Source organism: Vibrio sp. RC586, from assembly GCF_000176715.1.
Lineage (GTDB): Bacteria > Pseudomonadota > Gammaproteobacteria > Enterobacterales > Vibrionaceae > Vibrio.
In genome coordinates this window covers 505,771-524,031 of the sequence record NZ_ADBD01000007.1, presented here as the reverse complement: position 1 = coordinate 524,031, position 18,261 = coordinate 505,771, and the positions used below count along the sequence as shown (strand labels likewise).

Here is an 18,261-nt window from a genome sequence, read left to right as displayed (position 1 = left end):
CCGAGTTGGCGCATTGCGGTGCATCAATCTTTATTAAAAGTACGATTGAAAAGCACGTTTTTTTCACCAGCTTTGTCAACATCAATGGGGATGCGCATCAATAAAACCAAGCACCTCGTTGCCAACCTTTGCATTTGCTTGTCCAGTTTGCTGAGTGAGCTCACAAAAATTGTGACAATTTTGGATTTTGCCCTTCAACCGCTTTGGCTTAACTGGCAGCGCGGCGCAGACGGTCATGTACGGCGAGCCACGCTTCACCTTGTGGTGGGCGCTCTAACCAAATTTCATCTACACCCCATTTGTCCACTTCGGCCAGAGAGCGATATAACGCTTGCCCATAGGCTTTAGCGTCCTGCGGCATCGGTTTCAGTAAACGCTGTTCGTTAGCTTGCTGCTCAGAAAGATGGAGCAGAGCAATTTTTACATCACTGGCTTGGGTCGCGAACTCATTCTGTACATTGTCAATGACCCGCAGGCGCGTTTTCGGTTGATAGTGGCTATCCACGTTGCCCGGAACCGCCACTTGGTGAACTTGCGGCTGCAACACTTCTTGACCTAACACGGCGCTGAGTTCACTGGCGGTAATTGGGCCAGCACGGAGTACGCGAATTGGTTTGCTAGTTAAATCAACAATCGTGGATTCCAAACCATGCTGACATTCACCGCCATCCAATACTGCTGCCAGTTTGCCATTGAGGCCATCTAATACTTGCTGAGCAGAGGTTGGGCTGAGCTTTTTATATGGATTGGCAGATGGAGCGGCCACGGCAAGATGATGCGCTTTTAGTATTTCCAACAAAACAGGATGTGCCGGAACACGCAATCCAACCGTTTCTAAGCCGCCCGTTACTACCGGTGACACATGCTCCGCTTTGGGCAGCAACATGGTGAGTGGCCCTGGCCAGAATGCTTGCGCTAATTGATAGGCTTCGTCAGCAATATCGGTTGCCCACTCGCAAAGTTGTTCTGCCGAACCTAAATGAACGATTAACGGATGATTGGCTGGGCGACCTTTTGCGCTAAAAATTTGTTTCACTGCCTCAGGCTGGGTGGCATCGGCCGCCAATCCATAGACGGTTTCGGTCGGTATCGCAACCAGTTGGCCTTGCTTAAGTAACTGCGCTGCGCATTCAATATCAGCAGGTGTCATCGCTGAAAGCTGTTGGGTATTCAACAAAAAATCTCCGTGGTTCGGCATAACTCAATCGCATCATCCATCCGCTGATTCATTCGGGGATGGTGTTTTGAAGAGCGGCATTCTAGCAAACCTTGAAGCAGAACCCTACTCAAGATTGAGCTTGGAAAAGCACCGTTAAAGCACAGGTTTATTGTTAACTTTAAAACTAAAACTGCCCATCTCTGTCATTGACGAGTTCAATATTGGACTACACTTGAGTTAAGACATTGGTTTATATCGCAACCCTAACGTTGGAATGAGAACAGAGATGGATCGGAACTGTGCCTTTAATATTCCTACTATTGCCAAGATGGTCGGGAGTGATCTCGTGGAGCCTATGCTGATCAGTTATCAAGAGACCATGCAGTCTCAGTTGCCCAAGCTACAGGCAACCGCGACAACGCAGTCGGTGAGTGAGCTACATCGATTAGTGCACAGTATGAAATCATCGGCACGATTCATTGGTAGTGACGTATTGTCTGATCTTTGTTTCCAATTAGAGATGAAAACGGCGGCTGAACCGCAATGGCAAGGAGATTACTCGGTACAGATTTCGGAGTTGTGCAAGTGTAGTCGTGATGTGCTTAACCAGATAGCCATCTATATAGACCAGCAAAAAGCGAGTAGTAGATGACTGTAGAAGCGATGAAAGTCGTCTGTGTAGACGATGATGATTTTATGCTCAAAGCATTGGGGCGAATGATCCGACGTATGCGACCTCATTGGGAGCTCATTTTGGTTGAGGATGCCACTCAGTGGGTGATCAATGGGGATGACGCGCCTAGTGTGGTGATTTCTGATCTCTTGATGCCTGGTAAAAATGGGGAAACACTGCTGACCGAGGTTCGTGCCCGCAGCCCGCAGACACTGCGGGTACTGTTGACCGGAGATACCACGCAAGAACTGCCACGTAAAGCGCACGCCTACGCACAATTTGTATTGCCTAAACCTTTTACTCACGAAGATTTTGAGCATCTGTTTGTATGTATGGAGCGGCTCTACCAAATGCCGTTCAATTTTGAATGTCGTAAACGGCTCGGTGCGTTGGAAGATATTCCGATTTTGCCCAATTCTGTTCGCAAACTACAGCAGGTGATAGCTTCCCCTAACTGCAGTATGGATGCGATTGCCGAAACCATAGTGCATGAACCTGTGTTAGCCGCGAAGATCATTCAAATCGCCAACTCCTCTTATTTTGGTTTTCGCCGTAATACTGACTTGCTCAACGAAGCCGTTGCGCGTTTAGGCGCCGTGTTGGTGGAATCGATCGCTATTTCCTTATTGGCCATTCATCCCAGTAATTCGAATTCAGCGGAAGATCATCAATGGGTGGCAGACTGTGCATTTAAATCGAGTTCTATTGCGCGAGCCTTGGTTAGAGCAATGGGGTATTCACGCCAAGATCAAGACCGAGTTTTTGTAGCTAACCTGCTGACATCGATTGGGAAAATTCTGTTGTTGGAAGATGGCGCAAGCAAAAAAGAATTTATGGATTACTACCACCTACAATCGGGGTATGCCGATTGTGATGTGATATCGGCATACATACTGATTATGTGGGGCTACGATATTGATATAGGAGATATCATTCTCAACCAAAGATTGACAACGTTTAGCGGCGAACATTTAGAACAGCTTGGTAGTCTTTCAAGCTTGGCGAATCAGATTGAAAACTGTCGGCAAATCAGTGATTACCGACAACTTGTGCAAAACGCCCCAGAACCGATACAAGGTGTGCTCAAGGATCTAGAAGAACAGTTTTTTCCTGTTTAGTCAGTGAATTACTGCATTTTAAGGGAGTGAATTTATGGCGATTCGGCTAACGGTAGCAGATGATTCAAAAATGTCGCGAAAGTCTGTGATTAGGTCGATTCCACCCGGTTGGGATGTGGAAATTACCGAAGCACAAAATGGCAAAGAAGCGGTGGAGCATTACAACAATGGCCTTGCCGATGTGATGTTTTTGGATCTCACTATGCCAGAAATGGATGGTATACAAGTATTGGAACATTTTCACAGCATTGATGCTAAATGCTTAGTCATTGTGATTAGTGCCGATATTCAACCTTTAGTTCAGCAGCGAGTCCGCGAATTAGGCGCACTGAACTTTTTACAAAAGCCACTCGATCCGGCACAACTGGAACAGACACTTCATGAGGCAGGACTGCTATGACCATAGTACTTTCCGCAGACCACAAAGACGCATTGCAGGAATTCATGAACATCTCAATGGGGAGAGCGGCCAGTAAGCTTGCGACCTTGCTCAATCTGCACGTCACTATCTCTGTGCCGAATATCCGTGTTGCCACGGAAGAAGATATGCGTGCTTTGCAGTCGTATGCTGAAGATTATTACTACACAAGACAATCCTTTTATGGAGGTATGGATGGTGAACTAATTACCCTAATGAGTCGAATTGGCTGTGAGCAAGTGGTCAATGATCTCAACCACACTAAAGGTATGGCGGACGGGTTAGTGAGCATTGAAGAGAGTATTTTAGATATCTCCAACATCCTGTCTGGGGCAAGTTTAAAAGGGCTATGCCAACAGATTGAGTTGAAAACAAAGATTCAACCACCAGTGCTTTTTGATCCCAAGCATCAACCTTTGCCGCTGTTGCAATGGCGGTTGTCGTTAATTATGGAAATCAACTTCCTCATTGAGAAGGCCTCTTTTTCTGCCAAAACCATTATCTGTTTTGCCGATAATGAATTGGAGAAGGTGTTTGCGCATCTTGATGAACTGTTGATGTAAGGATACGGGTATGGCCAAGAGTCGTTTGTTGCTCTCAGAGCTATTGGATCAACTCTCTTTTGCGCTGTGTATCGTGCGAAACGATTATGTGATCGTTAAAGTGAACGAGTATTTTGAGTCACGAGTCATTTTTGATGGGGAGGCGATGCAGGGAAAAAATATTCTCGATCTGTTTCCTGAATCGGCTGACTACTTAAAGCGCAAAATTGATACGGCTCTGGTCATTGAATCCTCCAGTTTCAGTAGTTGGGAGCAAAAACCACATTTGCTACCTTTTAAAAGCTCTCGCCCCGTTTCTGGTGAAGAAGACAAAATGTATCAGGATCTCGAAGTGATCCCGATTCACAGTGAAGATGGCGCAATAGAGCACGTCTGCTTATGTGTTTATGACGTGACTATTCAAGCCAGCCAACAACTGGAGCTAAAGCGGGTTTCGCAAAAGCTTGAAGAAGAGCATCAAGCTCAAAAAGTGTTGATCAAAAAACTCGAAGATGCGCAGGGGCAGTTAATCCAGTCGGAAAAAATGGCCTCGATTGGCCAGCTTTCCGCAGGTATTGCCCATGAAATCAATAACCCAGTCGGTTTTATTACTTCCAATCTGCAAACCTTAAGTGATTACTTCGGCAGTTTAGAGAAAGTGCTGAAGAGCATTACTCAAACCATAGGTCAAGGTCAGGATGTTACGCTGATTGATTCGTGCCAAAAAATCCTCAAGCAAGGACAAGTGGATTTTATTTTGGAAGATACGGCGGAGCTGATCACTGAATCACTTGAAGGCTCTTCACGCGTGATGTCGATCGTGAAAAACCTCAAAGAGTTCTCACACGTGGATCGCTCAGAGTGGAGCTATGCCAATTTAGAAAACTGTATTGAGTCCACACTTAAAATCATTAACAACGAAATCAAGTACAACATCACGGTGGAAAAACACTATTCGCCGAATGTGCCAGATGTGTATTGCCAGCCCATGCAAATCAATCAGGTGTTGCTCAATATTCTGGTGAACGCGAGTCATGCAATTAAAGGTGAGGGCGTCATTGGGATCACCTTACAAGCCACCAATGCGGATTTTGTCGAGATAAGAATTCAAGATACGGGTTGCGGAATACCTGAAGAGATCCGCGAGCGTATTTTTGAGCCTTTCTTTACCACAAAACCGGTTGGTTCTGGTACTGGCTTAGGGTTGTCTGTTTCTTACGGAATTATTAATAAACACAATGGCACCATCAGTGTGGCGAGTGAAGTAGGCAAAGGCAGCGAATTTACCATTCGTTTACCGGTTAATCCGAGTCCCGAAACGGTAGGTAATACCGAACCCAAAGCGACGTAAATGGTGGGCGGTATGGTGAATAAACACTGGGTTTCATCTGAAAATAAGGTGGTTAATGGGGGGGAAGGGCATATTCCCTTCGCCCTATTGGCCTTTCTCAAAGTTCTCTTTTCAAATGTAAAACCCAAGCGCAAGCTAGATAGTTTGATGAGCACGGTCTGTGAGCTTGTACCTGAGTGTCAACTCGCATTACTCGAACATCAAGTGGATGATTATTGGCATCTTATTCAGAGCCGTGGTGTGGCGAATAGCCACCAAGAGTATGGATTATTCCCCGGATTGACCGAAGAAGAGTGGTACAGCATCCCCGATGTGCAACAAGAGTCGGTTTGGTTGGAGCACTATGCGGACTGTTTTCCCGAATCTTGTAGCGCTTTGGTTGTGAAATTTCATAGCTCAGAGAAGCATTACCAACTGCTTATTATGCTCCCTACGCGGGATGGTTTTAGCCACCATCAGCGGGATGAACTGTATGCCTTGTTCGATGTGACAAAAAGTGCCTTGTACTCCATGTTGCAGTTTCGTAAGGCGGTTATCGATAAACATCAGGTACAGCAAGAAGAAAAATTGGCCTCTTTGGGTAAGCTAGCTGCTGGAGTGGCACATGAAATAAACAATCCACTTGGGTTTGTAATGAGTAACTTCAGCTGCTTGAATGAATACGTGGCTCAGATTAAGCAGCATCCACAGATCCAACAGATTGATGATGTTCAGATACAAGAGATGATTGCTGATAGTGAAGCAATTTTAATTGAAAGCCTCGAAGGGTTATCGCGGATCAAAAATATTGTTTCGAGTCTAAATGTCTACGCTCACACCCGTGAAAATTTGGCGGAAATTGATTTGCGAGACGTGGTGAGTTCTGCGCTTGCCCTCATCATCGGGGATTTAAAATTCCGCGCACATTTTACTTACCCCATACCAGATAAGCCTTATTACATTCGTGGCACTTACAATAAGCTGCAGCAAGTATTCATTAATTTGATCATCAATGCGGTGCAATCGGTCCCTAGTGCTCGTGAAGGCCTTATTGGTATCGAAATTCATGAAGTGCGTTGGCCTGGAGAGAGTATTCCGCGGGTACAAGTGGCCATTCAAGACAACGGTAAAGGGATCAGTGCGGAGCACCTAGAAAAGGTATTTGAACCTTTCTTCACCACTAAAACCGTGGGGGATGGGGCTGGGCTTGGGTTGTCCGTCTCGCGTGAAATTATTGAAGAGCATCATGGCAAAATTAAACTCATGTCAACGGAAGGCATGGGAACACGAGTCTTGGTTACGCTGCCACTCGCGGTGAGAACGCAAGGAGTCTCCTGATGTATGCGAGCCGAGAGATCTTATTGGTGGATGATGAACCTGCGGTGCTCAATGCACTGAAACGGGAACTTCGCCCCTATTTTCCGAATCTGTATACCGCAACTTGTGCACAAGAGGCGTTGGAAGTGTTAAAGCAACATTCGATACAGATGGTGATCTCCGACTATCGAATGCCCGGAATGAATGGGGCGGATCTGGTGATCGAAATTAATCGTCATTATCCGCAGATTATGTCACTAATCCTCTCGGGGCAGGCGGATATGGATGGGTTATCACGTGCACTGAATGAAGGTGAATTGTACAAATTCCTCCTCAAGCCTTGGGATCGCACCTATCTATTACAGACCATATTGCAGTGTTTCAGTGAAAAAGAGCGCCAACAAGAATTCAATTCGATCACGGGGCTAAAAACGCAGAGTGCGCTAGATAAACAGATTTCCCTTTTGCAGTCACTGCGTGAGCAACCCTATCTCATTTTGGTCATGGAATGGCCGCAATCGCTGACAGAGAGCCAACGTCATTCCATTTCACAGCAACTCAACGATGTATTACCCGATGTGGATAATCTCTATCAAGATGGTTCGTGTTGGTTTTGGGTTATGCATCGCTTAACCCCTTGGTATCAGAGCGTATTTAAACTGCTGGATCACTTTGAAAACACTTTATTGCTAGCCGCAACAAATGGTGTGCGCTGGTGGTTGACGGATATGGAATCTTGGTCGGATGCCGTGCTGAAATCGCACCATTCCGAGCTAGATGTTCCCTCTTTATTTGAGAATTTCCCTTTGTATTGGTTGGGTAAAACGTCTGATGTTGATGAGATCAAGCAACTGTTGGGTATTTATCGCGATCTGTTACAACACCGATTCTGCGCTTTTTATCAACCTCAAAAATCGATGATATCGGGGGACGTGATTGCTTTTGAGGCGTTAGCAAGACGGGAACTGGGGCGAGGACTCTATGAAATGCCGGCTCGTTTTTTCCCTATTTTGGAGAAATACCATCTGATCCCTGATCTGACCGAAGTCATGGTGCGTGACATTCTGACCTTTTTAATGGCTGAAGAGTCAATTCTCTCGGACATCACGGTCGGTGTGAATATCCCCGGAACCATGCTTACTGATGGCAGTTGCTATCGGTTGATCGTAGATCTCGCCAAGCAACATGGTGCAGAGCAGGCATTACATCGTCTCTCTGTCGAGATCACTGAGCACGATTTGATTGCCGATTTTGATGCCGCTAAACATGAGATTTATAAGCTAAAATCATTAGGAATACGCTGTGCTTTAGATGACTTCGGGACGGGGTATTCGGGCTATGAATATTTGTGCGAAATTCCATTTGATGTTGTGAAAATCGATGGCCGATTTATCCAAAGTTTGGGTAAGTCGGATTCAAGCACAGTAATTTTAAATTCGATGATCTCCAGTATTAAGTCCTTGTCGATGCAAGTGATTGCGGAGTGGGTCGATTCGGAACCGCAATATCATATTTTAAAAGAGATGGGATGCGACATGGTGCAAGGCTACTTGGTTAGCCCCGCAATTGCCCCAGAACAAGTCCTGAAGTATCTCGATAAAGAGAGGGAAGGGCGCTATGCAAATGGATAACACTCATGATGAAAAGTTAAACATTCTGCTACTCGATGATGAAAACGATATTCTGAAAGCTCTAAATCGAGTATTGCGGATGGAGTACAACGTTGTCACCTTTGATAATGGTGCAGAGGCGCTGCAATATCTTGAACAGAACCTCATCCATATCATCATCTCTGATATGCGTATGCCGGAAATGGATGGTGCGGATTTTCTTGCAAAGGCGCGAGAAATGCAGCCCCAAACGGTTCGACTCTTATTGACTGGCTACGCGGACATTCAATCAACGGTACGAGCGGTGAATGCGGGAGGGATCCATACCTACATCAGTAAACCTTGGGACAATGAAAACCTGAAACTGATAGTGGGTAAAGCCGCAGAATTTTATCGTCTGAGCCGCGATAAAGAACGGCTCACCATCGAGCTGGAAGAACGGAATAAAGACCTTGAAGTCGCCAATCAAGCCCTAGCGGCCAATAACATGAAACTCTCGCAGTTCAACCAAGAGTTGGAAGTGAAAGTTCAAGAGCGTACGCTGGAGTTGCAAGACAGCAACAAACGATTGGAAGTATCCCTCGCCTCTCGAAATAAAACCTTCAAAGATATTTTGGCAATGGTGACGGCGATCATTCAGCACCGCACAGGTTATCCTGCCGATCACGCTGAGCGTATTGCCAACCAAGCGAAATCAGTGGCGCTTAAACTTAAACAGCCAGAAGCAGTAGCTAGCCATGTCTATCTGTGTGGTTTAATGCATCAAATCGGTTTAATTGGTGAAGCGAACAATGATTGGAAAGTCATCAAAGTGCATCAGGATACCGATATTCCCATCACACCGAATGTGAACCCTATCCTTGGCGCAGAAATTGTGGGACGAATTAAACGTTTTGAGCCGCTGATGGAAATTATTCGTCACCAAGACGAGTTGTATGACGGTACAGGAAAACCTGACCATTTACAGGGAGAACAGATCCCGATTGGTGCACGGATTATCAAAGTGGTCAAAGACTATGATTTCTTCGTGGCTGGTTCTAATAACCCAAGACGAATGCACACCAAAAGTGCGCAAGGGTATCTACGTCAGCAAGCTGGGATTTTTTACGATACCCAAGTGGTGGAAGCATTTATCACCATCGTGAGTGCAGTGACACGTATTGAAGAAGGGATGGAACTGTGCGTGAGCTTAAGCGAAGTACGCCCTGGAATGGTGATTAAACGCGATATTTATTTACCTAACGGCAGCTTGATGCTCACGGCAGGGAATGCCATGAATGAATCTTTGTTGCGTAAGTTGAAAGAGCTGGAAAAAGAGATGCACATGCCTATTGCAGTTTACATTGGTTAAGCGTTTTCCCATCTTATGGTTGGCTCGGGGCTAAAGGTAGAGTAATGAATACACGAGTGCCTTGGCCCTGTTCGCTGAACAATTGAATATCCCCTGCGTATTTTTTGATACTACTGTAGGCTTCGGTTAAACCGAGGCCTACGCCTTTCCCCACATCATGGGTGGTAAAAAAAGGGTCAAAGGCGTGTTGCTTCTCTTCTGGGCTCATTCCACGCCCAAAATCGACAATCTCAATTTCCAATTGATGTTGCTCATGGCGCAGTGACAGTTCAATACGCACATTGGGGTCGTTGATCGTATAAGCCTGAAATGCATTGTTAAGGATGGCACTGAAGGCCGTGATGAAATCGTTGCTGTAGCAATAAATGAGGGGAGGATAGAGCGCTTGTTCTTTCCAGACTACCCACTCACGTAAGCCACAAATCGTGATTGCTTGTTCAAGCAGACTTAGCGGGGAAACCCAACTGCTGTTGTGCCTATTGGGTTGAGTTTGGCAACGTTGTACCTTATCCACAATCGTTTTGATTCGGTCGACACAGTGCAAAGCATCTCGCAAGCTTTCTTCAATCCCTGAAACACTCTCCTCGATGTAAAGATCGTTTTTTATTCGGAAAAACTTATCGTGATAGCTCGTACCAGCCAACATCAACTCAATATTATCGAAGCAGATTTTTATTTGATTAAAATCTTGCTGAATCAGCTGTAAATGGCTTTTTAGTGCGCCATTAGGGTTATTAATTTCATGGGCAAATCCCGCTGCAAGAGTGCCAATCGAAACCATTTTTTCGGTTTCGACCAATTTATCTTTCATCAACGTCAGCTTGGTGTTCATCTCTTCCAACTGTTGGTTTTTGGCTAACAGCGTTTCAGTGCGTTGGTTGACTTTATCTTCGAGCTCTAAATTCCACTGTTCAAGTTGGTGCTGATAATCGCGCATAGTGGCTTCGGAATGGCGCAGTGATTGAATCATTTGCTGAAAGGAGTGTGCTACGCGGCTAATTTCATCATGCCCTTTTATATCAACTAATACTTCACGGTTACCAAATGTGATCTGATCAGTGGCGATTTTCAACTGAGTCAAACGGCGTGTGAGTGCGTTACCGAGCATATAAGAGAAGAGGGCTACCAATCCCATTTCACCGAGAATGATGAGCAAAGTCCAACGCCTTGCATGTTCAAGTTGTTTTTCGAGATAAGAAAGATCGAACCCAATAAACACCGTGCCAAATGCGGTGCCACTCACCTCTATAATATCGCTAGCCGTATAGATGGGTTGGAGTTGCGAAAAATCTTCATCGTTAATCGTATGGTAAGCCTTAAATAACTCACGCTCTCCTTTGAAGATCAATTCTTTACCGTGGGCGTTTTCTACACAGACATAGACAATGTCTTGATTGGACATCATTAAGGTCGCGGCCGATTCAAGGCTAGCCAAATCGTAGGCAAGCACGGCATTTTTCACCATGGTTGAAAAAAGAGCGATCGTTGTATGGGCTCGTTTCTTTAATCCATCATAGTTGGTGGATTCCAGATAGCTCAGAGTGAAGGTGATCAAAATAGTCAGCAAAAACGCCTCAATCAACGCCACTCCGAGCATAGTCTTTAAGCGTATCGACATCGCTTATTCCTTAAGCTGATGGGAAAGCGTCTGTATATGTAAGTCACGAATATCGTCCCAATCACTGTCTTGCGCTGCTTCTATTCCAGAAAAGCCAATCGCTTGCAGCTGTAGCAGGCCTACTTCTGTTTGTGAAAGATTCAATAAGGCTTCTTTCAAGGCTAAGACCTGAGCTTGATTAAGCCGTGGGTGGTAAGCGAATGCGTGAGGTGTGAATTTAGGGCTTTCCCAAAGAACGCGCAGTTGACTGGTTACCTCTTTGGGTGCGGTATTAAAGGTGCGTTGAATCCCCCCCCCTGCGACAAAAAAACCATTGGCAATATTAAGATATACAGAGTCGTGTGAAGAAACATATTGCGATTCAATATTAACGCCTTCTTTCTTGAGTAGTGCCTGAGGAATGATGGTGGCAGCAAAAGCCGCTGGCGAAGGAAAGGCGAGCGTTTTCCCATCGAGATCTTTAATCGAAGTTATTGGGCTGTCTTTAGCAACCACTATGATGCCTTGCAGTTTTTGATCTTTTTGTTTGGCAAACGCCATGTATCCCGGTTGTTCATGGAAAAAAGTGTAGTGATAGGGATTCATATACACCACATCATATTCACTATTTTTTACCCGTTGTTCAAACTCAGGAATGGTTGTTGCGGTTTGAAATTCCAAAGAGAGTCCCGAACTTTCCGAGAGATTTTCTAAAATGGGTACCCAGCGTTTAGCCAGTTCCTCGGGAGATTGCTGGGGTACAACACCAAACGTAAGGGTTGAAGAGAGGGCGAATGAAGAAATCAACCAAGTTAAAGCAAACCACCAATAGCGCATAAAGCCACCTTATCGATTCTAATACTAATGGCTTAAGTATAGAAAAGGCTTGGCGAGGTTGGGCGAGTATTTCCGGATTGGTGTTTTAATGATTTCGTATTGTTTGAGCTGTTCAGCAAAATTTACGTTTTGATTCGTTTTCTTGCATTACGATCAATTTGAGGGGAAATCGCTCCTTTTATACCAAACGATTGCCTAAAAATAAGCTTTGAGAAGAGTCACATTTTTACTCGATGGAGCAGTGAATTGTCACTAAGAGTTGGCTTTGTTGTGTACGAAATGTTAAATAGATCTGAGTTATCTAGCATAATGCACTGTACATTGTGTGAGCACTAGATAATCTGGCACATTGATCTGTTTGCTCTAGCTTCGGCATTCTAATTAACTGGATATAAATTGGATTGATGAAGTTTTTTACTGATGTTTGGGAAAACCAAAGAGTATAGTCGGTTTTTAATACATTTTTATGGCAAATTAATTCAATGATTGCTAATGTGTGCCGCAATCCCTGTCAGGTGTAAGTTGTCTTTGTTTAACACTTATACGACAAACGACAACAATCAGCCGTTCTGAATACCTGACATGGAAGTCATGGATGCAATACTAAAACTTGGAGTTTATGCATGTATAAGAACAAAATCACCCAAGCACTGCTTTTAAGTGCTGGTCTGGCGGTGGCAGCCACGTCTTTTTCCTCTCTTGCAGCGAATGTTCCTGCTGGTACCAAACTTGCTCCTGTTCAAGAGCTAGTTCGTGGTAACGGTACTGAAGTTGCTTCACTTGACCCACACAAAACCGAAGGTGTTCCTGAGTCCAACGTGATTCGTGATCTGTTAGAAGGCCTGGTTAACCAAGACGCTAATGGCAATGTGGTACCAGGTGTTGCAGAGAGTTGGGAAACTACAGACAACAAAACGTTCACTTTCCACATCCGTAAAGATGCAAAATGGTCTAACGGCGACCCTGTTACTGCGCACGATTTCGTGTACAGCTTCCAACGTGCTGTCGATCCAGCAACGGCTTCTCCATACTCTTGGTACATGGAATACACCAAGATGAAGAATGCGAAAGAAATCATCGCAGGGGAGAAAGACAAATCAACGCTGGGTGTAAAAGCGGTTGATGACAAAACGCTGATGTTTGAACTGGAAAGCGCAGTGCCTTACTTCGTGATGATGATGGGTCACACTACCGTGAAACCTGTTCACAAAGCGACAGTAGAAAAGTTTGGCGAACAATGGACCAAGCCTGAAAACTATGTGGGCAACGGTGCTTATGTTCTTGATAAATGGGTTGTTAACGAGCGCTTAGAGCTCAAACGTAACTCTCAATACTGGGATGACAAAAATACCGTACTGAACAAAGTGACGTATCTGCCAATTGAAAACCAAGTGGCAGAAATGAACCGCTTCTTGTCTGGTGAAATTCAAATCACGAACGAACTGCCTCTTGAGCACTTCAAACGTTTGAAAAAAGAGCACCCAGAAGCAGTACAAGTACAAGGTCAACTCTGTACTTACTACTACGGCTTCAACAATAAAAAGCCACCATTTGATGATGTTCGCGTACGTCAAGCACTCTCTTATGCAATTGACCGTGATGTAATCTCTGATGCCATTCTGGGCCAAGGTCAAAAACCGGCTTATTTCCTAACACCTGAAATCACTGCTGGTTTCAGCCCAGAGATGCCGGCTTACGGCAAATTGACTCAAAAAGAGCGTATTGCTGAAGCGAAAAAACTGCTGGAAGATGCAGGTTACAACAAATCTAACCCTCTGAAATTTACTCTGCTGTATAACACGTCAGAAAACCACAAGAAGATTGCAACCGCGGTCCAATCTATGTGGAAAACAACGCTAGGTGTGGACATCGGATTGGAAAACCAAGAGTGGAAAACCTACCTCGACACACGTCGTCAAGGCAACTTCGACGTAACGCGCGCGGGATGGTGTGGTGACTACAACGAAGCGTCATCATTCCTGACTCTGATGCTATCAAGCAACACGTCAAACGATCCTCAGTACCACAGTGCTGAATATGACGCAGTGATTGAAAAAGCCATGACTTCAACGTCAGAAGAAGAGCGTCAAAAACTCTATGCTGATGCTGAGAAGTTGTTGGCTCGCGATATGCCAATCGCGCCAATCTATCAATACGTAAGATCACGTCTTGTTTCTCCAACTGTTGGTGGCTACCCATCAAACAACGCGGAAGACAAGATCTATATGAAAGATCTTTACATCAAAGCTCAATAATAGAGCCATATAACCTAGCTATTTGAAGTTGCAGTGCGGTATGGCTGCAACTTCAGTAGGGTGGGGATAAAACTATAAGTAACGTAGACGCTGCATGTGAAATTCACGTGTAGGGTCCTTGCATTTCCTTGTCACAGATTGAAAGAGTGAGCATATGCTTAAATTCATCGCAAAAAGGATATTTGAAGCGATACCAACCATGTTGGTGTTGATTACGATATCTTTCTTTCTCATGCGCTATGCGCCAGGTAACCCATTTTCTTCAGAGCGTCCTTTGCCGCCGGAAGTGATGGCCAACATCAATGCTAAATATGGTTTAGACAAACCCGTTTCTGAACAGTATCTGACCTACTTGACCAATATTGTTCAGGGTGATTTTGGCCCATCGTTTAAGTACAAAGACTATACAGTGAATGAGCTGATCGCCAGTGCACTGCCTGTTTCAGTGAAAATCGGTCTCGCTGCTTTTGTCTTTACTGTCATTATGGGGGTAACGGTCGGAACCATAGCCGCCTTGAAGCAGAATACTTGGGTTGACTACACCATAATGTCCACCGCCATGTTAGGGGTGGTCATGCCTTCCTTCGTGTTGGCACCCGTGTTGATTTATATTTTTGCGATTAATTTTAATATTTTCCCGGCAGGCGGATGGCAAGACGGAGGGTTCCAGTACATGGCTCTGCCAGTCTTGGGGATGTCACTGCTCTATGTCGCTACCTTTGCCCGTATTACTCGTGGCTCAATGATTGAAACCCTGAACAGTAACTTTATCCGCACGGCTCGTGCGAAAGGATTGAGTTACGGTTATATCGTGGTCAAACACGCGCTGAAGCCAGCCATGCTTCCTGTTGTTTCATACATGGGCCCAGCTTTCGTCGGCATCATCACGGGCTCGGTAGTGATTGAGACCATTTTTGGCTTGCCAGGTATCGGTAAGCTCTTCGTTAACGCCGCCTTCAACCGAGATTATTCTTTGGTTATGGGGGTAACGATCCTGATCGGTTTCCTATTTATTCTGTTTAACGCGATTGTCGATATTCTTCTCGCTTATATCGATCCGAAGATTCGCTACTAATAGGACTTAGATAATGTTGACGAAAAAAGAAAATTTAGCGGCGATTGAAAACTTCTCGCAAAACCTTGAGATCCAAGGCCGCAGCCTATGGCAAGACGCGCGAATTCGCTTCATGCGTAATAAAGCAGCGATGGTGAGTTTGTTTGTTCTAACCCTGATTACGTTGGCTGTGATATTCCTGCCGATGTTTTCAGCCTACAGCTATGAAGATACTGACTGGTATGCAATGCATTCAGCACCTTCGGCTGAACACTGGTTTGGTACCGATGCTCTTGGGCGTGACCTCTTCGTGCGCACGCTGGTGGGTGGCCGTATCTCTCTGATGGTAGGTATCATGGGGGCTTTGGTTGCGGTATTGATCGGTACTCTGTATGGCGCAGCGTCTGGTTTTATTGGTGGCCGTACTGACCGTGTGATGATGCGTATTCTGGAAATCCTCTACGCAATCCCATTCATGTTCTTGGTTATCGTATTGGTAACGTTTTTTGGCCGTAACATCGTGCTGATCTTCGTCGCGATCGGTGCGATCGCATGGCTGGATATGGCGCGTATCGTGCGTGGTCAAACGCTGAGCTTACGTAGCAAAGAGTTTATCGAAGCGGCACATGTGTGTGGTGTGAGCAAGTGGAACATCATCACTCGCCATATTGTGCCGAACGTATTGGGTATTGTGGCGGTTTATTCAACCTTGCTGATCCCAAGCATGATTTTGACCGAATCTTTCCTTTCCTTCCTTGGCCTTGGTGTGCAAGAACCGATGACCAGTTGGGGCGCTCTGCTACAAGAGGGAGCAAACACAATGGAAGTTGCTATATGGCAACTGCTGTTTCCCGCGGTATTCATGGTGTTGACCTTGTTCTGTTTTAACTATGTCGGCGATGGTCTGCGTGACGCGCTCGATCCAAAAGACAGATAAACCAAGAAGAATAAAAAGGAAGTAATGATGAGTTTATTAGATGTCAAAGATCTGCGCGTAGAGTTTTCTACCCAAGACGGTATTGTTACCGCAGTGAACGATCTCAATTTCTCTCTCAAGCAGGGAGAAACCTTAGGCATTGTTGGCGAATCCGGCTCAGGCAAATCACAAACCGTATTTGCCATCATGGGCTTGCTAGCCAAAAACGGCAAAATCACCGGTAGCGCAAAATTTGAGGGTAAAGAGATCCTCAATCTGCCAGAGCGTGAACTGAATAAAGTGCGCGCCGAGCAAATCGCGATGATTTTCCAAGACCCAATGACTTCACTTAACCCATACATGAAGGTAAGTGATCAGCTGATGGAAGTGCTGATGCTGCATAAAGGTATGGGTAAAGCGGAAGCGTTTGAAGAATCCGTGCGCATGCTGGAAGCGGTAAAAATTCCAGAAGCACGTAAGCGTATCACCATGTATCCGCATGAGTTTTCTGGCGGTATGCGTCAGCGTGTAATGATCGCAATGGCTTTGTTGTGCCGTCCAAAACTGTTGATTGCGGATGAACCCACTACGGCATTGGACGTAACTGTTCAAGCGCAGATCATGGAACTGCTTAACGATCTGAAGCGTGAGTTCAATACTGCCATCATTATGATCACTCACGATTTGGGCGTGGTTGCTGGTTCATGTGACAAAGTGCTGGTGATGTACGCAGGCCGTACCATGGAATACGGTTCAGTGAACGATATTTTCTATAACCCAAGCCACCCTTACGCAGAAGGTCTGCTCAGTGCGATTCCGCGTTTGGATTCTGAAGGTGAAGTGTTACCAACCATTCCGGGTAACCCGCCTAACTTGCTGCGATTGCCAGTGGGTTGTCCTTACCAAGAGCGCTGCCATCGTGTGACGGATCGCTGTAAGCGTGAAGCACCGATTCTGCTGCCGTTTGGCAATGACCGTCAACGTGCGTGTTTTTCTGATTGGGAGGCTTGGACAAAATGAGTGCAGAGAAAAAATTATTACTGGACGTCAAAGATCTGAAAGTCCACTTTAACATCACTCCGAAATCGGCTTGGCCATGGACGAAACCTCTGACCCTGAAAGCGGTAGACGGTGTAAACGTTCGTCTGTATGAAGGTGAAACGTTGGGCGTAGTGGGTGAATCAGGCTGTGGTAAATCCACATTTGCTCGCGCCATCATCGGCTTGGTGCAAGCGACTCACGGCGAAGTGCTGTGGTTAGGCCAAGATTTGACTCGCATGCAGGAAGTGAAACGCCGTGCAACGCGTAAGCAAATCCAGATGATTTTCCAAGATCCACTGGCATCGTTAAACCCGCGTATGACAGTGGGCGATATCATCGCGGAACCACTGCAAACTTTCTATCCTGAGCTTTCTAAGCAAGAAGTGAAAGATCGGGTGAAAGAGATGATGACCAAAGTAGGTCTACTGCCTAACGTGATCAACCGCTACCCACATGAATTTTCTGGTGGTCAGTGTCAGCGTATCGGTATTGCACGTGCGCTGATCCTCAAGCCTAAGATGATTATCTGTGACGAACCAGTTTCAGCACTGGATGTGTCGATTCAAGCTCAGGTGGTTAACTTGCTGAAAGAACTGCAAAAAGAGTTAGGATTGAGTCTAGTATTTATTGCTCACGATCTCTCGGTGGTGAAGCACATCTCAGATCGTGTGTTGGTGATGTATTTGGGTAATGCGGTAGAGTTAGGGGTATCCAAAGAGCTGTTTGCAAATCCTAAACATCCTTATACCAAGGCCTTGATGTCAGCTGTTCCGATTCCAGATCCAGATCTGGAGCGCAATAAAACCATCCAGATGCTGGAAGGGGATTTGCCTTCGCCAATGAACCCGCCTTCAGGTTGTGTGTTCCGTACTCGTTGCCCTCAAGCAACCGCAGAGTGTGCGAAAACCAAACCAGTGATTAAAGGTTCGGATATTCACTCAGTCTCTTGTTTATACGCTGAGGCATAAATTCAGCCTGTGACGGGCCAAGCGCGATTCCTCGTTCGGATCGCGCTTTTTTTGTATTCGAATATTTTGAACAAC

At 45.5% G+C, this 18,261-nt stretch carries 16 protein-coding genes; 13 read left to right on the top strand and 3 right to left on the bottom strand.

The features are described from left to right. Positions 1–208: 208 nt before the first annotated feature. A complete protein-coding gene (locus VOA_RS11795) occupies positions 209–1,198 on the bottom strand; it encodes an L-threonylcarbamoyladenylate synthase (protein WP_001132579.1) in 990 nt (329 codons plus the stop codon). Positions 1,199–1,445: 247 nt separating this feature from the next. Here VOA_RS11795 and VOA_RS0117525 point away from each other — a divergent pair, with 247 nt between their 5' ends. From VOA_RS0117525 to VOA_RS11820, 8 genes are read left to right on the top strand one after another with little or no spacing between them, the layout of a single operon-like run. Beyond that, positions 1,446–1,811, top strand: a complete 366-nt coding sequence (locus VOA_RS0117525) for an Hpt domain-containing protein (RefSeq protein ID WP_000375680.1) — start codon at positions 1,446–1,448, stop codon at positions 1,809–1,811. Next, the gene (locus tag VOA_RS11800; protein ID WP_000215324.1) at positions 1,808–2,950 is read left to right on the top strand and encodes an HDOD domain-containing protein; all 1,143 of its coding nucleotides are present in this window, start codon (positions 1,808–1,810) and stop codon (positions 2,948–2,950) included. Before VOA_RS0117525 ends, VOA_RS11800 begins: the two co-directional genes overlap by 4 nt. Positions 2,951–2,984: 34 nt before the next feature. Continuing rightward, positions 2,985–3,350, top strand: a complete 366-nt coding sequence (locus VOA_RS0117520) for a response regulator (protein ID WP_001007804.1) — start codon at positions 2,985–2,987, stop codon at positions 3,348–3,350. Further along, positions 3,347–3,931, top strand: coding sequence for a chemotaxis protein CheC (locus tag VOA_RS0117515; protein WP_000158010.1), 585 nt, complete (start codon positions 3,347–3,349; stop codon positions 3,929–3,931). Before VOA_RS0117520 ends, VOA_RS0117515 begins: the two co-directional genes overlap by 4 nt. 10 nt (positions 3,932–3,941) lie before the next feature. Then, entirely contained in the window at positions 3,942–5,261 is a 1,320-nt protein-coding gene (locus VOA_RS11805; RefSeq protein ID WP_001130096.1) for a sensor histidine kinase, read from the top strand. Positions 5,262–5,273: 12 nt separating this feature from the next. Continuing rightward, positions 5,274–6,578, top strand: coding sequence for a sensor histidine kinase (locus tag VOA_RS11810; protein WP_032468216.1), 1,305 nt, complete (start codon positions 5,274–5,276; stop codon positions 6,576–6,578). Then, positions 6,578–8,188, top strand: a complete 1,611-nt coding sequence (locus tag VOA_RS11815; RefSeq protein ID WP_000271334.1) for an EAL domain-containing response regulator — start codon at positions 6,578–6,580, stop codon at positions 8,186–8,188. The genes VOA_RS11810 and VOA_RS11815 overlap by 1 nt, the downstream gene beginning before the upstream one ends. After that, a complete protein-coding gene (locus VOA_RS11820; RefSeq protein ID WP_001177855.1) occupies positions 8,175–9,518 on the top strand; it encodes a response regulator in 1,344 nt (447 codons plus the stop codon). Before VOA_RS11815 ends, VOA_RS11820 begins: the two co-directional genes overlap by 14 nt. 13 nt (positions 9,519–9,531) lie before the next feature. On the opposite strand, the gene VOA_RS11825 is transcribed toward VOA_RS11820, so the two are convergent. Together VOA_RS11825 and VOA_RS11830 are read right to left on the bottom strand one after the other, a co-directional pair. Continuing rightward, positions 9,532–11,136 (bottom strand): sensor histidine kinase, encoded by a 1,605-nt coding sequence (locus tag VOA_RS11825; protein WP_009355843.1) that lies wholly within the window; start codon positions 11,134–11,136, stop codon positions 9,532–9,534. A 3-nt stretch (positions 11,137–11,139) separates the two neighbouring features. Next, the gene (locus VOA_RS11830) at positions 11,140–11,952 is read right to left on the bottom strand and encodes a phosphate/phosphite/phosphonate ABC transporter substrate-binding protein (protein ID WP_001271121.1); all 813 of its coding nucleotides are present in this window, start codon (positions 11,950–11,952) and stop codon (positions 11,140–11,142) included. 623 nt (positions 11,953–12,575) lie between these two features. On the opposite strand from VOA_RS11830, the gene VOA_RS11835 reads away from it, so the two are divergent. From VOA_RS11835 to oppF, 5 genes are all read left to right on the top strand, one after another. Beyond that, positions 12,576–14,207: an ABC transporter substrate-binding protein gene (locus VOA_RS11835; RefSeq protein ID WP_000277621.1), complete on the top strand. Its 1,632-nt coding sequence runs from the start codon at positions 12,576–12,578 to the stop codon at positions 14,205–14,207. A 154-nt stretch (positions 14,208–14,361) separates the two neighbouring features. Continuing rightward, on the top strand, positions 14,362–15,282 hold the full coding sequence (oppB, locus tag VOA_RS11840) for an oligopeptide ABC transporter permease OppB (RefSeq protein ID WP_000911063.1): 921 nt from the start codon (positions 14,362–14,364) through the stop codon (positions 15,280–15,282). A gap of 13 nt (positions 15,283–15,295) precedes the next feature. Beyond that, entirely contained in the window at positions 15,296–16,198 is a 903-nt protein-coding gene (gene oppC, locus VOA_RS11845; RefSeq protein WP_000956298.1) for an oligopeptide ABC transporter permease OppC, read from the top strand. Positions 16,199–16,225: 27 nt separating this feature from the next. Beyond that, positions 16,226–17,197, top strand: coding sequence for an ABC transporter ATP-binding protein (locus tag VOA_RS11850; protein ID WP_000054403.1), 972 nt, complete (start codon positions 16,226–16,228; stop codon positions 17,195–17,197). Further along, on the top strand, positions 17,194–18,186 hold the full coding sequence (gene oppF, locus VOA_RS11855) for a murein tripeptide/oligopeptide ABC transporter ATP binding protein OppF (RefSeq protein ID WP_001271736.1): 993 nt from the start codon (positions 17,194–17,196) through the stop codon (positions 18,184–18,186). The genes VOA_RS11850 and oppF overlap by 4 nt, the downstream gene beginning before the upstream one ends. Positions 18,187–18,261: the final 75 nt, after the last annotated feature.